The organism is Pseudomonas duriflava (assembly GCF_007830155.1).
Lineage (GTDB): Bacteria > Pseudomonadota > Gammaproteobacteria > Pseudomonadales > Pseudomonadaceae > Chryseomonas > Chryseomonas duriflava.
This window is the reverse complement of record NZ_VLKY01000035.1, coordinates 1-15089: the sequence shown is the minus strand read 5'-3', so window position 1 is coordinate 15089 and position 15089 is coordinate 1. Positions and strand designations below refer to the sequence as shown.

The window sequence follows — 15089 nt, the reverse complement described above, 5'->3', positions numbered from 1 at the left end:
GCTTCATCGCGTCGGCCAGCTCCGAAGCCGGTACCACAGCCTCACCGGCACTGACCGCTGAGAGGTTGCCGTCCTGATAAAGCTTGCGCCAATGGAATAACTGGTTGGGGTTGATGCCGTTGCGCCGAGCCACGACGGAAACGCTTTGCCCCGGCTCCAGGCTCTCGCGAACCATGATGAGCTTTTCCTCGACGCTCCAACGGCGACGCCGCTCTTGGCCGAGCACTTCAATATGTCTGTCTTTGTTGGTAGTCATAAACACGACCGTTTGCCTATCCCTTATGGTAAGGGGAAAACGGTGTCCGGTGTTTCAGGGGGCTTGTTCAGGACATAAACCCCCTGCCCACCATCTTACTTATCAACGAAAAACCTGCTGACAGCAGCAACCGCCAGAATCTAGATCCAGCTGGTAACAAGCGCACCGCCTGGCGCCCTGCCTATCCCATGAAGACCAAACGGTTATGAATATCTCAACAATATAAATGCTGAAGCCCTCACCCTAATGCCCTAGCAATGACAGCAACTGCTGAACTTTATATAGATACAGCCACGCCTCGTTTAGCACTCTGTAACTCTAACTCCTTCCCCCTTCCTTTATATACACCTGTCCTGCAGGAGGAATGGCTATGGGCCAACCAGTTACCTCTCATGATTTTTCTGAGCCGGTGACGCGTCGGATTATCTCGACATGTGACGCAATGCGTTCAAAAAGACCGTAAGGCCTCATATAAGCAAATCTCCAATCGGTATTCAGGCCACAGCCTTCGACCAATACGAAGTGGACGCCCATTTGATTTACCGCCCGGAACAGCTTAGGCAGGAAAAATTTATGGGGTACGCCGAGTCAGGACATGGCGGGACGCGGCAACGCCGCTTTCTGGTCGAGTTTAAGGACCAGCCCTCCATTGGGCTTTCCGCAACCTACCTGAGCAGTTAGATCTGTACATTGGGCACCTGCCGGTTACGCACATCAATGACACGATACTTGCTCCTTATATAAAGGATAAGCAAAAGCCGGGATTTACCTCGATAGGGAAGATCAAGCCGCCTGTGTCGAACCGAACCGTAAACATCGCCCTGCAGCGAGTCGTCAGGATCTTGAATCTCTGCGCTCGAAAATGGCGGGACGATGAAATGCGGCCTTGGCTCGACACAGCACCCATGATGGATGAAAAGACGAGCCGCAAGCCCTACCCCATGTCATGGGAAGAGCAGTCGTTATTGTTTGCTGAACCACCCGATCACCTCAGGCGCATGGCCTTATATAAGGTCAACACCGGATGCCGGGAGCAGGAAGTATGCAAGTTGAGATGGGAATGGGAAATCAAGGTGCCGGAAATTGGAACCAGCGTATTTCTGATTCCAGCCGGGCTCGGTGGGCGCCATGAGAACTCAGGCGTAAAGAATGGAGACGAGCGACTGGTAGTGCTCAACTCTGTGGCAATGTCGGTTATCGATGGTCAGCGCGGCCTGCATCCGATCTGGGTATTCCCCTACGGGGTGTCAGATCAGAATGGACCAACAGCAGTGCATCGCATGAACGACAGTGCCTGGAAGAAGGCCAGGGTTAGAGCAGCGGACAAGTGGGAGCAAATACACAAGACCAGCGCTCACCCTGGGTTTCGGTCAATTCGCGTACACGACCTCAAGCATTCGCTTGGCAGACGGCTTAGGGCAGCAGGCGTAACCGAGGAAGATCGCAAGGCACTATTGGGCCACAAGAACGGCAGCATCACCAGCCACTACTCCGGCGCAGAGCTAGGACAGCTAATCGAGGCAGCTAATCGAGTATCGGCAACCGACTCACGCGGACCGGTCCTTACGATTTTGAAGAGGAAGCAGGCATGAAATGAAGAGAAGTCACGAAAAAGTCACGCACACAAAAAAGGCCGGGTATCTATAACTGGCCTCTAATGCTGATGTTCATTGGTCGGGACGGAGTGATTCGAACACTCGACCCCTTGCACCCCATGCAAGTGCGCTACCAGGCTGCGCTACGCCCCGACACATATCCCTTAACAGGATGTCAAAAATTATAGCCTAACATTTTGATATATGGAAGTTTTTTTAGTTATTTTTGTAAAACTCCTAAAACATCCTCTAGCTCTACAATCATTTGCTTTATCAACTGACGATACTGAGTCGTATCGTCTTTGGCATCTTCACCTGAAAGACGTAAGCGCGCACCGCCAATCGTGAACCCTTGATCATAAAGCAGAGCTCTGATTTGCCGAATCATGATGACGTCTTGCCGCTGATAATAACGGCGATTACCTCTGCGCTTTACAGGATTGAGCTGAGGAAATTCCTGCTCCCAATACCGAAGTACATGAGGCTTAACCAAGCAGAGGTCACTCACTTCACCAATGGTGAAATAGCGCTTACCTGGTATCGCAGGCAACTCGTTATTGTGGCTTGGTTCCAGCATAAGCCTCTACCCTAGCCTTAAGCTTCTGTCCGGGCCGAAAAGTTACCACCCTACGAGCCGTGATTGGTATTTCCTCACCTGTCTTAGGATTACGGCCGGGGCGCTGACGCTTGTCTCGCAGATCAAAATTACCAAACCCTGATAATTTAACCTGTTCGTTATGTTCAAGAGCATGTCGAATTTCTTCGAAGAACAGCTCAACCAACTCCTTGGCCTCTCGCTTGTTCAAGCCAAGCTCTTCATAAAGACGTTCTGCCATTTCAGCTTTCGTCAGAGCCCCCATACTTTATTTCCTTAACGTGGCGTTGAACCTTTCTTCTAGGGAAACGAGAATACTATGCGTCGTTTCGTTGATCTCTTCATCAGTAAGAGTGCGCGATGGATGCTGCCAGGTCAAGCCAACCGCAAGACTTTTTCTATGTGGATCAATGCCTTTGCCTTGATATACATCAAACAGTCTTAGGTCGGTTAAATACTCCCCTGCCTGACTACGAATAGCCGATAACACCCTTTCCGAAGCAACACTTTCATCTACTAAGATAGCCAGATCACGACGCACTTCTGGATAGCGCGACAACTCTTGAAAGCGCGGCAACTTCCGCTGCTCAGCCTCACTAAGGAGCAACTCAAACACATAGACCGGCTGATCCAGATCTAGAGCTTTCAACAGCTCAGGATGAAGCGCACCGACATAGCCGATCACATTACCGTCTCGCTCAATACGAGCGGTTTGACCAGGGTGCAAGGCAGGATGTTCCGCCGCTATGAACTTGAAGGTCTCACCATCACTCAACAAAGCCTCAACGTCTCCTTTGATATCAAAGAAGTCGACCGTCTCACGACTAGAACTCCAGCTTTCAGGGAATCGCGGCCCAGAGATCAGGCCGGCCAGCATTCGCTCTTGAACCAAAGCATCCAGTGAGCCAATAAAACGAAGGCCAGATTCAAATAAGCGAACACGACTTTGCTGACGGTTAAGGTTGTACTGCAGCACCTTAACCAACCCAGGCCAAAGGGAAGCACGCATAGCCGCCATATCTTGGGAAATCGGGTTGGCTAAAAGCACAGGCTTCAACGTTGGTGAGAAAAGCTTAAAAGTACTTTCGTCAATAAAACTGTAAGTGATGACCTCTTGATAACCACGGGCCACCAGATGGCGCCGGAATTGAGAAAGCTCGGCACATGCCTCCACATAGCCTTTAGGTGCCAGACGTGCCTGCGGGAAACGGACGGGCAGCTGGTTATATCCATAAAGACGCGCCAGTTCTTCAATGAGGTCCACTTCGATCGAAATATCAAAGCGATGACTAGGGACACTCACCTGCCACTGGTTATCAGCTGTAGCCTTAACGAACAACCCGAGCCCCTTAAGCAGGCCCTCGACTTTCTCAGCTTCCAGATGAAGACCCAATACCTGTTCAATACGATCGCTACGTAGGGTAATCGGGGCTTTGTGAGGTAAGTGCTCTGTACTGATTACTTCTAATACAGGGCCTGGCTGACCGCCCACTATATTCATCAGCAACGCAGTCGCACGCTCTATGGCTTGGCGCGGCAGTTCGAAATCCACACCACGCTCGAAGCGATGCGAGGAATCGGTATGCAGGCCATAAGACCGCGCCTTGCCAGCTACAGCAATAGGATCAAAGAAGGCACTTTCCAAAAACAGATCTGAGGTCTTGGCACTTACACCACCATGCTCGCCGCCCATGATACCGGCTATGGCTAGCGCTCGGTCGTGATCGGCAATTACTAAGGTATCTGCACGTAAGGCAACTTCTTGCCCATCCAGCAAGGCCAGCTTTTCCTCAGGCCGTGCCAAGCGCACCTGAATACCGCCCTTAATCTCACCTAGATCAAAGGCATGCATAGGCTGTCCCAACTCCAGCATTACATAATTAGTTACATCAACCGCAGCATCAATACTGCGGATACCGGAACGACGTAGACGCTCAATCATCCATAATGGCGTGGGGCGAGAAAGGTCTACCCCTTTGAGTACTCGCCCGACATAACGGGGGCAAGCAGACGGCTCAAGCACATCTACAGGACACACGCCATCAATCGCTGCTGGAACAGTTTGTATGTCGAGCGCCTGAACCGGGACGCCATATAGAGCACCAACTTCACGAGCAAGACCTGCAATTGAGAGGCAGTCACCACGGTTTGGTGTCAGATCAACTTCGATCGAAACGTCATCTAGATTTAAATAGTCGCGAAAACTCGCGCCCACGGGCGCATCCGATGGCAGCTCCATCAGGCCGGAATTATCATCCGATACCTTTAACTCACTGGCAGAACACAACATGCCTTGGGACTCAACACCCCGCAGCTTGGCTTTTTTGATAGTGAAATCGCCAGGCAATTTGGCGCCAATCATAGCGAAAGGAACTTTCAGACCAGCACGTACATTAGGCGCACCGCATACAACCTGGAACTCTTCTTGACCATTACTGATCCGACAGACGCTTAATTTATCAGCATCTGGATGTCGTTCGGTTGCAAGCACCTCACCAACTACTACACCGCTAAAAAGACCGGCTACCGGCTCAACGCTATCAACTTCTAGACCAGCCATTGACAATTGGGTGACTAACTCATCCTGTGACGCAGGAGGATTTACCCAGGATCTCAGCCACTGTTCACTGAATTTCATTAATGCACTCCCTCAAGGCTAGCGAAATTGCGCCAGGAAGCGCAGGTCGTTATCGAAAAACAGGCGTAAGTCATTTACACCGTAACGCAACATGGCCAAGCGTTCTACGCCCATACCAAATGCGAAACCCTGATATTTCTCAGGATCGATACCAGCCATTTCTAATACATGAGGGTGCACCATTCCGCAGCCCAAGACCTCCAGCCAACTAGGAGTTAGTTGACCGTTCTTGTTTACGCGTCGCTGGATATCAACCTCGGCTGAGGGCTCGGTAAACGGAAAATAAGATGGCCTGAAGCGGACTTCTAAATCCTCCTCAAAAAACTCACGCAAAAAGCCTACAATAGTACTTTTAAGATCAGCGAAGCTGACTTTCTCATCAATTACAAGACCTTCAACCTGATGAAACATAGGCGAGTGGGTCTGATCAGAGTCGCAACGGTAAACACGGCCTGGGCAAATGATACGAATCGGAGGCTTCTGCTGTTCCATGACTCGAATCTGCACCGGTGACGTATGAGTACGCAGCAAGCGAGTTGCATCAAAATAGAACGTATCGTGCATAGCACGAGCCGGGTGATGCCCCGGAATATTGAGCGCTTCGAAGTTATAATAATCGTCTTCGATTTCTGGCCCTTCAGCGACGCTATAACCGATACCGGTAAAAAGTCTTTCAATACGCTCTAACGTACGCGTAATAGGATGCAGCCCGCCAGAAACCTGGCCCCGCCCAGGCAGAGTTACGTCAATACGCTCTGCTGCAAGCTTTTCAGACAGGGCTACCTCTTCTAGAAACTGCTTACGCGCGTTTAGAGCATCCTGTACACGTTCTTTAGCTGCATTAATCAGCGCACCAACCTTTGGCCGCTCTTCTGCAGGCAAATTACCTAGCGTCTTCATAACCTGGGTGAGTTCACCTTTTTTGCCCAGGTAGCTGACCCGTAGCTGCTCGAGAACAGTCGTGTCTTCAGTGTGCTGCACGGCCTCCAACGCTTGGCTGACCAATGCCTCCAGGTTTTCCATTCACCGACTCCAGATACAAAATAGGGGAAGAGCTTTAGGCCCTTCCCCTATTGGTGACGTTACCGCTGGGCCGAGACCCAAATTGCCGTGGGGCTTAAGCCAAAGAAGCTTTAGCTTTCTCGACAATAGCAGCAAACGCTACTTTTTCGTTTACCGCCAGATCGGCCAGCACTTTACGGTCGATCTCAATGGAAGCCTTTTTCAAGCCAGCAATCAGACGGCTGTAAGACAGACCGTTTAGACGAGCACCAGCATTGATACGGGCAATCCAGAGTGCGCGGAACTGACGCTTGCGCTGACGGCGGTCACGATAGGCATATTGGCCTGCCTTGATCACAGCCTGCTTGGCAACACGGAACACGCGCGAGCGAGCACCGTAATAACCTTTAGCGAGCTTCAGAATTTTCTTATGACGACGACGAGCAATTACGCCACGCTTAACACGAGCCATGAGTTATACCTCTACCTTTTTGACCAATTAACGAACGCGCAGCATGCGCTCGACTTTTTGAACGTCGGACGGGTGCATCAGAGATGTACCACGCAGCTGGCGCTTACGCTTGGTGGTCATTTTGGTCAAGATATGGCTCTTGAACGCGTGCTTGTGCTTGTAGCCGGAAGCGGTTTTCTTAAAACGCTTCGCCGCGCCACTCTTAGTTTTCATCTTTGGCATGTTCATATACTCCGCATTGAGTGATTACGCATAACCGCAAGGCCTGCCAGTGCCCTGGAGATTACTTTTTCTTTTTGGGGGCGATGACCATGATTAGCTGGCGTCCTTCCATCTTAGGATGCTGCTCAACGGCACCGTATTCTGACAGGTCAGTCTCAACCCGCTTCAACAGTTCCATGCCCAGCTCCTGGTGAGCCATCTCTCGACCACGGAATCGCAAGGATACCTTGGCCTTGTCCCCCTCATTAAGGAAACGTACCAGGTTGCGTAGTTTTACCTGGTAATCCCCTTCTTCCGTCCCTGGACGAAACTTGATTTCTTTTATCTGAACCTGTTTCTGGTTCTTTTTCGCTGCTGCGGTTTGCTTCTTCTTCTCGAAAAGATGCTTGCCATAATCCATGATACGGCACACTGGAGGCACCGCGTCGGCGGAGATTTCCACCAAGTCCAACTTGGATTCTTCAGCAGCGCGTAGCGCTTCATCAATCGAGACGACGCCAATCTGTTGGCCGTCAGCACCAATCAACCGAACTTCGCGAGCCGAGATATTCTCATTGATCGGAGGTTTTGGTTGAGTTCGCTTATCCTGTCTCATTTCACGCTTAATAATGATTACTCCAATTCTTGTCGACCGCGCCGTGCCACTACTTGAGCTAGAAGCTCTTGGAAGTTTGCGATAGGCATCGAACCTAAATCAGCACCTTCACGCGTACGAACAGCTACGGCTCTTGATTCAACTTCCCGATCCCCTATAACCAAGAGATAAGGAACCTTGAGCAATGTATGCTCGCGAATTTTAAAACCGATTTTCTCGTTTCTCAAGTCGGCTTTAGCACGGAAACCATTTTGATCCAATATTCCTACTACTTCATTAGCGAAATTGGCTTGCTTGTCAGTGATATTCATCACTACAGCTTGTATTGGAGCGAGCCACGCCGGGAAAGATCCCTCGTAATGCTCGATCAATATACCAATGAATCGCTCGAAGGAGCCAAGAATAGCACGATGTAGCATGACTGGATGCTTACGGCTATTATCTTCGCTTACATATTCCGCCCCCAAGCGTGTGGGCAGGTTAAAATCAAGCTGAAGAGTTCCACATTGCCAAACACGACCAAGGCAATCCTTTAAGGAAAACTCAATCTTAGGCCCATAAAAAGCGCCTTCGCCTGGCTGTAAGTCGTAACGAAGACCTGCGCTATCCAGTGCCGAAGCCAAAGCAGACTCAGCACGATCCCATAATTCATCGGAACCTACACGCTTTTCCGGACGAGTCGACAGCTTAAGCTGAATATCGGTAAAGCCGAAATCCGCATAAACAGCAAGGGTTAGCTTAATAAAAGCCGCCGCCTCTACCTGCATCTGCTCTTCAGTGCAAAAGATATGCGCATCATCCTGAGTAAAGCCTCTTACACGCATAATCCCGTGTAAAGAGCCGGAAGGCTCGTTTCGATGACACGCTCCAAACTCAGCCAGCCGCAAGGGAAGCTCTTTATAACTTTTAAGCCCTTGATTGAAGACTTGGACATGGCAAGGACAGTTCATCGGCTTGATTGCATAATCACGGCTTTCCGACTCTGTGGTAAACATATTGTCAGCATAATTCGCCCAATGGCCTGACTTTTCCCACAGTGAGCGGTCAACAACCTGAGGAGTACGAATCTCAGAGTACCCATTTTCATGCTGAACACGCCGCATATACTGTTCTAGCGTTTGATAGATCATCCAGCCGTTAGGGTGCCAGAAGACCATTCCCGGAGCTTCTTCCTGGGTATGGAACAAATCAAGGCGCTTACCCAGCTTTCGATGGTCTCGCTTTTCAGCTTCTTCAATACGCTGAATATATGCCGCTAACTGCTTTTTATCGGCCCATGCAGTTCCATAGATACGCTGGAGTTGTTCATTCTTAGAATCACCCCGCCAATAAGCACCTGAAAGCTTGGTCAGCTTAAAAGCCTTGAGAAAACGCGTATTCGGCACGTGCGGACCACGACACATGTCGACATATTCTTCATGATGATAAAGCCCCATAGCTTTTTCGCCCGGCATATCTTCAATCAGACGCAGCTTGTACTCCTCTCCACGGGCTTTGAACACCTCTATAACGCGCTCACGCGACGCCATTTCTTTAATGACGTCATAATCTTTGCTAATCAGCTCATGCATTCGCGATTCGATAGAAGCCAGATCTTCTAGCGTAAATGGGCGCTCATAAGAGATGTCATAGTAAAAGCCCTCATCGATAACAGGCCCAATAACCATTTTAGCTGTTGGAAACAACTGCTTAACGGCATGCCCAACCAGATGAGCACAGGAGTGGCGAATAATCTCAAGCCCCTCCTCGTCTTTAGGCGTAATAATTTGCACACTAGCATCTTGCTCGATTAAATCACAGGCATCGACAAGACGACCATTAACTTTGCCAGCCAAGGTTGCCTTAGCTAACCCAGCGCCAATGGACTGCGCTACGTCAAGCACTGTAATGGGACGATCAAATGAGCGTTGACTACCGTCTGGAAGAGTAATAGTGGGCATGGCGCCTCCTCTATCAGTGGTGACCCATACCAAGGGCCACATGGCTAGGATGAGCCAGTAAGCTACAGCGTCGTAATCGAATATCCCGCCCAACAATGGCAGGCTCTGGTTACCTTTCGATTGAACGATGAAAGATCACTGGAAATGAAAAATGCAGGTACCTATTCTAAGGCACGCTTGCTATAAGCAAACGGCAGCCTATAGATTACGAAGCATAATATAAAATTATGCAGATTATAACGACTCTTACTTCTCTAGCTTGAAGCATGCCTTGCGAAGCACCTTTCACAGCAGCCAGATCAATAAGAATTTCCAGACACTAACGCTACCTTAAATTTTGTGCAGTGATGCCGGCGCTTAAGAGCAGCAAATCACCAATCCCTAACTTAAGGCAAAGACTTTAATCAGTTAAAAGCTTAGAAATAAAAAGGGCCTAGCCATTACAGCCAAGCCCTTGATATAGATGGTACCCGGAGCCGGAATCGAACCGGCACGGAGTTTCCTCCGAGGGATTTTAAGTTCTGAGAGAAATCCAGTATCTATAGGGCTTTCAGGCCTATTTCCGGTCCGCAAACCGTCAAAATTTGATCCATTCTAGCCCAGCGGTAGCAAGGGGTCCAAAATAATTGCGGACCGCCCTTAATTGGTTATGAAAGTTAACCATTCAAGGGATTGGTGCAACAAAATGCCGCCAGCCATCATTGCCTGGACACATCTACTAAGCACCAGTTAGGGCTGAACGCCTTTTACTAGCTGTAATTTGATCGGGTAGCCTTGAGCGGGCTGGGTAACGGTCTCGCTTTCTACTGTCTGGATAACTCTCCCCGTCTCATCCTTTGTAACCGTTACTGTCTTGCTATAAGTGCTCTGGACAACACAGCCGGTAAGCGAACCAAAAAGTGCTACGACTGCCAGGCTCTTGATAAAATTCATGCGGAATCTCCTTCCCATTGTATTTGGCGGCGCCACTGTATTGCCATCAGTCGAGCCGCTCAACCTTAGAGTGGGAAATCCATCACGTTATTTTTGCTTGAACATCTTTAGCGCTCTTGCACCCCATGCACGCAGGAGCAAGGAAACACACATAAAATCAGGCGTTTAGGTCGACTCTCGCTGCAAACGATGCCTACCCAAGCCTAACGGTAAATAGCCAATCCCCGAAAAATTCCCTAGGGCTTTTCCTGCATATTCCCCTTCTCCATCCCGCTCATGAGCTCATTGAGCGTCCACTCTTATTCAATGCACGATAAAACTATTCAAATCGCTTTCGTTTGTTATATATGTTCAAGACGCAGCGCTCCCACAAAAACCAGCAATAGAGCTTAAGTAATGTCTGAACAACAGTACTCAACAATCGCGCCGAATGCAGAAATCAACCCAAACGCTACAATTAAGCATCCAGTCAACATATCTAAATTCGTTGAAATTCAAGCAGGGACTACGATCTCAGAGTTCTCGTTCATTAATGCCTATACAGTAGTGTATGGGCATACAACGATTGGAAAGTACAGCATCATTGCCAGAAATTGCGAAATTGGCGTTGCTAATCATCCTGCAGACTGGTTATGCGTCCAAGGAAATTTTAAAGGATACTTTGCAAGCCATCCCGCTTTAAGCATGTCTTCCAATCATCAATTCGTGGCGCATGGCCCTACAATGATAGGGAATGATGTCTGGCTTGGGTGTGGGGTTACAGTTCTGTCAGGCGTCACAATTGGAGATGGTGCGATCATTGCAGCGGGGGCTGTGGTTGTCTCTGACGTACCACCGTATACGGTTTATGGTGGTATTCCTGCAAAGTTCATCAAAAAACGTTTCGACCAAGAAATCATTGATGAATTGCTTGAGATTAAGTGGTGGGATCTTAAGCCGGGAATCGTTGCGATTCTTCCAAGAAATGACGTAAAGCGCTCAATAGAAATGATAAAAACACTGAAGCCCATGCTTGGATCTTGATTTACTTTGTCTTTATAGAAAGCGGCTCCTGTCCTATGAGGAAGCCGCTTCTCTTACAGTATTTAGCTAATCACTGCCAATTTTCTTAAGTTTCCTGCAGCATCCTTGATTATTATAAATCCTGTAATTGCTGCATCTGCGCTTGCTGTATGCGTCCCAATTCTAACGTACCCTGCCCCAGCAGGAGCAAGCAGTAAGTCGATATTAGCATCAGAACCTTCGGCCTGAAGTTGAACAGGGCTTCCCGTCGCTGAAGCAACGGCCCGCACTCGATTAACCGAACTGGCGGGCGCAATTGCTCTAAAGGCAACGCCTTGTCCTGCACACAAAAGACTAACAGGTGCATTCCCCCTTGGCAGAAATGTTCAGCCCAATATTTGTATCAACGCCTGTTACGCTAAAAACAGGCGAAAATCCTGATACAGCTCCTTGTATTGTGAAGGCGTTTTGAGGCTTGACCGAATAGTCCATATTTAGCAAAACACTACATGGAAGGCCATCAACAGTTAAAGGTGAAGTAACGTTATTGAATAACGTATTCGGGGAAAGCTTATAGTTCGTTACGCTTGTGAGCGCGATACCTACTCCCATAGGGCCAAAGATGCAGTTATTGATCTCTACCCATTGAGCGTTGTTAATAATGATCCCTGAAGTCGCGCCGGTAAAAGATGACTTGTTGAGCTGCGTATTATTTATCTGAACGTAGGTAGTCTGAACAGCTCCAGACGATCCTATCTCAATAGCAGCCCAGTCTGTAGTATCGCTAAACGCCGATGTTGCGTAGAGCAGGCAGTTATTGATAGTAATCTCTGACCTATTCACCGTCTTGATGCACCGCTCGGTTGCGTTGATATGCACGTTCGACAGAGCTAGCCACGGTTCATAGCCGGACGACTGTGCATTGATTCCATTACGCACACTTACAATCGCAACTTCGGAAAGAGTAAGCCCTTCGCTTGTGCCACCCACTTTTACGCCATTTTGCAAAAGGTAGAACGCGACTGAGATATAGTTGAATTCAAGCACTGCCCTTCAAGCGAGATGCCGTACTGGGTTGTTGCGTAGGTGCCCGTCATTACGAACTTTGAGAAAATTGAGTTCGTGACATTCTCGCAACGTATACCACCCTGCGCCCATACGCCCCCGCTCTCGATTGAAACAGATACGTTTTCGACGATTAGCTGTATCTGGTCCAGACCTGTGGTTACAGGAAAAACAACATTGAGAGCCAGTGTGCTGCCAGCGTTAACAGCGACAAAACTAAAATCCTTAAACACAGCCTGCCTGCGTCTGTGCGTGCTGGTATAGCTAATCACCGTACTTGTATGATTGACAAGTAAACGGCTTTTACGCGGGCCAGCACCTGTTATACATACATGGCCATCAGGTAGAGCTAGCCCTGCTGTAACCCGGTAATCTCCTTCAGGGAAGAATACGGCCTTTCCAATGTTCAGTGCCGCCTGGATTGCCGTAGTGTCATCAGTTATACCGTCCCCCTTAGCGCCGTAGTCTTTTACGCTGATAACCTCATCTAGCTTGTCACGAACAGTCCTTCCTTTATATCCAATCAGCTCAGCGCCCTTGTCGTCTGACTCACTATCAGCAAGTTCGCAACCAAGGGTCTGGTTCAACTCAATTAGATATTGACTGACTTACGTGGATTTCCGAGCCGATCAAAGTAAACGTCCAGATCACCGTTGACGATGTTATCCAGAACGTTAGCGTTGTCATACATATCTCGCGGGTCCATCGAGCCCAGCGGATTTTCAGTTTTGTAATAGGTCATGCACATTCTCCAGACGAGCAAAGGCCCACAGCGTCAAAGGCCGTGTCTAGTTCGGTATTAGGGGTGGTTTACAGCCAGAGCACCGCCATGGCTGGGGCAGTTGCGCCTACATAGGCAAGGGTTGCTCCGGCAGGAACCGTCACGCTCAAGCCCGTTACAGGGGTGTTGGCTGTATACACAAGAACAGGGTTTCCGTCACAGCTAACGGAAGTTACCGAGCCTTCACGCAGATAGATTTCAAGATCGAAGCCTGTGTTGTTGACGTAACTTGTGCCTGACCATGCTGGGGCAGCGATGCCAGCAACGGGTTGGGCCCATTTACCGTTAATACCTTTATTGCCCCGAATCCGCCATGAGCCGTTTGTGTTTGACGAGTCACCAATAACCTTGGGATCTTCGAAGATATTGTCGTAAACGTTGGTGTAGGAGTTGAACAAAACGTCAGTTGTCGCGTTGGCGTAGAAAGTGCCGCCCTGAATATTTACTGGCAGCGTCCGGGCTGAGTTCAGCACTTCAATGCCGCGGACGTTATTTCGAACCGTCACCCCGTCAATATCGACCCGCCCATACTGGTTGATCGACATGGCTCGTGCGGTCGTGCTGATTAAGCCAATCGCTCCAGCGTTAAAAATCGTCCCACCCGTCAGCGTGATAACCCCATCCCCGGTAAAGCTCACGTCGATGCACGAGCTATCACAGGATGCAGCCCAAACATCAGTCCACGAGAGGTAACAGCTGTCAGTGACATGCAGGCCAATAAAGCAGCTATCGACACAGGCGGCATCAAGGAAGACTTCCCGGTTAGAGCCAGCAGCGCTGTCCTGTACAGTCCAGATGCCACGATAGTGGCTGATAAAATCGATATTGTTTAGCCAGCAGCTTCCATTACCACCGCTCAACAAAACGCCATAGCCACGTGCAGCGGTATCGCCAGTTGACGAGTAAACACCCACTACCCGCCCACCATTCCAGAAGATTGAGCCTCCCTTCCCTATCGCATAACCATAAGTGCAATATGCATAGCAGTTGTTGAAGTTCACCCCATCGTTATAGGTATTCGGCGCGCAGTAGTAGAAGCTGCCCCCTTTTGGCGCCCCGCTCGTTCCGCGAGTGTTCTGGTAAAAAATGTTCTCGTAGATACTGTCGCTTTTTCCGCCAGGGAAGTAAGACGGCATTCGTCGCAGCGGTGGAGGTTGTTACGGCATCAGTGACGATAAAGTTTCTGAAGCTCACGTCATGAATCAGGCCGCGCCCTTGGAATAGTGGGCCGGTCGTTGTTTTGACTAGGATCGTGGACTTACCCTGCCCTACAAAGTCGATATTCAGATGCTGCTGCGTAGAAGCGCTAACGGAACTGTCACTGTTGGGGCGTTTGCTGCCTTAATCGCAGCCTCAAGCGTTTCTATGCGCTTTGCTAGATCAAGCAAATCCTCTTGGGATGCTACCGTTATACCGGCCATGTAACTTTTCCTCGCTTGATTGCCGCGCCGGACAACAGAACTCGGTCACTGGCCTATGGGTTATTGGTTGTTTCGGATTGAATCGAAAGCACGCTCGCAGGCAAGGCCAGCGGCTCTAGCTCGGTCAGCTTCTTTAGCCAACTCTCCCGCTCTTGCATCAATGCTGCTGAGCACGTTGGCAAGCAAAACGCTGGGGTCGGGCTTTGTCTCGCTTCCGTTGGCAGTTCCGGTATTGCTGGGGCAGCTACGGACAGACTGGGCGAGACGATCTGCCTGTTTACGCAGGCGCTCAGAAGCAGCGTCAGCATCACGAGCATCAGCTTCTGCGGCTTGGATCTGCTTCTGGGCATCGTTCTGATCTTCTCTATCTCAGCTTGACGGGCTTGCTCTTTGGCTCGCGCCTCTCTCTCTTCCGTCGCCCTGAGCGTTGCCTGTGCAGCCTGGGCGTCACTCTGTTGCTTTTCCCACTTGGCATTGGTGGTGTTCACTCCATATCGGTAAGCCCCAAACAGGCAGCCAAGCGCTATAGCGATAGCCAGTGCCCACTTAATCAGGACTTCAGGAATGATGGT

Annotated in this window: 16 protein-coding genes, 1 tRNA gene and 1 pseudogene; 2 read left to right on the top strand and 16 right to left on the bottom strand. The window is 49.6% G+C overall.

Translation table 11 applies throughout. The annotated features are described in order from the left end of the window. On the bottom strand, nucleotides 1–232 hold a 232-nt coding region (locus IQ22_RS22310), incomplete at its 3' end, for a transposase (RefSeq protein ID WP_145146016.1). A 558-nt stretch (nucleotides 233–790) separates the two neighbouring features. Between IQ22_RS22310 and IQ22_RS22305 the strand changes: the two are divergent. Further along, nucleotides 791–1848, top strand: a pseudogene (locus IQ22_RS22305) (tyrosine-type recombinase/integrase); the annotation flags it as partial. Between the two features lie 79 nt (nucleotides 1849–1927). Here the strand turns inward: IQ22_RS22305 and IQ22_RS22300 are convergent. The 10 genes from IQ22_RS22300 to IQ22_RS22255 all read right to left on the bottom strand — a co-directional run bounded on the left by IQ22_RS22300 (nucleotide 1928) and on the right by IQ22_RS22255 (nucleotide 10248). Continuing rightward, nucleotides 1928–2004: transfer RNA gene (locus IQ22_RS22300), tRNA-Pro, on the bottom strand. Nucleotides 2005–2071: 67 nt separating this feature from the next. Beyond that, nucleotides 2072–2428: a MerR family transcriptional regulator gene (locus IQ22_RS22295; RefSeq protein ID WP_145146015.1), complete on the bottom strand. Its 357-nt coding sequence runs from the start codon at nucleotides 2426–2428 to the stop codon at nucleotides 2072–2074. Then, on the bottom strand, nucleotides 2406–2711 hold the full coding sequence (gene ihfA / locus IQ22_RS22290; protein ID WP_145146014.1) for an integration host factor subunit alpha: 306 nt from the start codon (nucleotides 2709–2711) through the stop codon (nucleotides 2406–2408). The genes IQ22_RS22295 and ihfA overlap by 23 nt, the downstream gene beginning before the upstream one ends. Nucleotides 2712–2714: 3 nt before the next feature. Then, nucleotides 2715–5084 carry a phenylalanine--tRNA ligase subunit beta gene (gene pheT / locus IQ22_RS22285; RefSeq protein ID WP_145146013.1) on the bottom strand — a complete coding sequence of 790 codons (2370 nt, stop codon included), beginning with the start codon at nucleotides 5082–5084 and terminating at the stop codon, nucleotides 2715–2717. Nucleotides 5085–5102: 18 nt separating this feature from the next. Next, nucleotides 5103–6107 (bottom strand): phenylalanine--tRNA ligase subunit alpha, encoded by a 1005-nt coding sequence (pheS, locus tag IQ22_RS22280; protein ID WP_145146012.1) that lies wholly within the window; start codon nucleotides 6105–6107, stop codon nucleotides 5103–5105. A 94-nt stretch (nucleotides 6108–6201) separates the two neighbouring features. Next, nucleotides 6202–6558 (bottom strand): 50S ribosomal protein L20, encoded by a 357-nt coding sequence (gene rplT, locus IQ22_RS22275; protein ID WP_145146011.1) that lies wholly within the window; start codon nucleotides 6556–6558, stop codon nucleotides 6202–6204. 27 nt (nucleotides 6559–6585) lie between these two features. After that, entirely contained in the window at nucleotides 6586–6780 is a 195-nt protein-coding gene (gene rpmI / locus IQ22_RS22270) for a 50S ribosomal protein L35 (protein WP_010794562.1), read from the bottom strand. Between the two features lie 61 nt (nucleotides 6781–6841). After that, the gene (gene infC / locus IQ22_RS22265; protein ID WP_208733691.1) at nucleotides 6842–7393 is read right to left on the bottom strand and encodes a translation initiation factor IF-3; all 552 of its coding nucleotides are present in this window, start codon (nucleotides 7391–7393) and stop codon (nucleotides 6842–6844) included. After that, the gene (thrS, locus tag IQ22_RS22260) at nucleotides 7393–9315 is read right to left on the bottom strand and encodes a threonine--tRNA ligase (RefSeq protein ID WP_145146009.1); all 1923 of its coding nucleotides are present in this window, start codon (nucleotides 9313–9315) and stop codon (nucleotides 7393–7395) included. The genes infC and thrS overlap by 1 nt, the downstream gene beginning before the upstream one ends. 729 nt (nucleotides 9316–10044) lie before the next feature. Next, the gene (locus IQ22_RS22255) at nucleotides 10045–10248 is read right to left on the bottom strand and encodes a hypothetical protein (RefSeq protein WP_145146008.1); all 204 of its coding nucleotides are present in this window, start codon (nucleotides 10246–10248) and stop codon (nucleotides 10045–10047) included. A 396-nt stretch (nucleotides 10249–10644) separates the two neighbouring features. On the opposite strand from IQ22_RS22255, the gene IQ22_RS22250 reads away from it, so the two are divergent. Next, complete coding sequence (locus IQ22_RS22250) at nucleotides 10645–11271, top strand: CatB-related O-acetyltransferase (RefSeq protein ID WP_145146007.1); 627 nt, start codon at nucleotides 10645–10647, stop codon at nucleotides 11269–11271. 333 nt (nucleotides 11272–11604) lie between these two features. Here the strand turns inward: IQ22_RS22250 and IQ22_RS22245 are convergent, their stop codons facing one another. From IQ22_RS22245 to IQ22_RS22230, 5 genes are all read right to left on the bottom strand, one after another. Further along, the gene (locus IQ22_RS22245; protein ID WP_145146006.1) at nucleotides 11605–12297 is read right to left on the bottom strand and encodes a hypothetical protein; all 693 of its coding nucleotides are present in this window, start codon (nucleotides 12295–12297) and stop codon (nucleotides 11605–11607) included. After that, a complete protein-coding gene (locus IQ22_RS22240; protein WP_158635480.1) occupies nucleotides 12243–12902 on the bottom strand; it encodes a glycosyl hydrolase family 28-related protein in 660 nt (219 codons plus the stop codon). Before IQ22_RS22240 ends, IQ22_RS22245 begins: the two co-directional genes overlap by 55 nt. 5 nt (nucleotides 12903–12907) lie before the next feature. Next, the gene (locus IQ22_RS23245) at nucleotides 12908–13057 is read right to left on the bottom strand and encodes a hypothetical protein (RefSeq protein WP_158635479.1); all 150 of its coding nucleotides are present in this window, start codon (nucleotides 13055–13057) and stop codon (nucleotides 12908–12910) included. A gap of 68 nt (nucleotides 13058–13125) precedes the next feature. Next, entirely contained in the window at nucleotides 13126–14232 is a 1107-nt protein-coding gene (locus tag IQ22_RS22235; RefSeq protein ID WP_145146004.1) for a hypothetical protein, read from the bottom strand. A gap of 338 nt (nucleotides 14233–14570) precedes the next feature. After that, nucleotides 14571–15089 (bottom strand): DUF2514 family protein (locus IQ22_RS22230; RefSeq protein WP_145146003.1); only part of this gene is annotated, 519 nt, incomplete at its 5' end.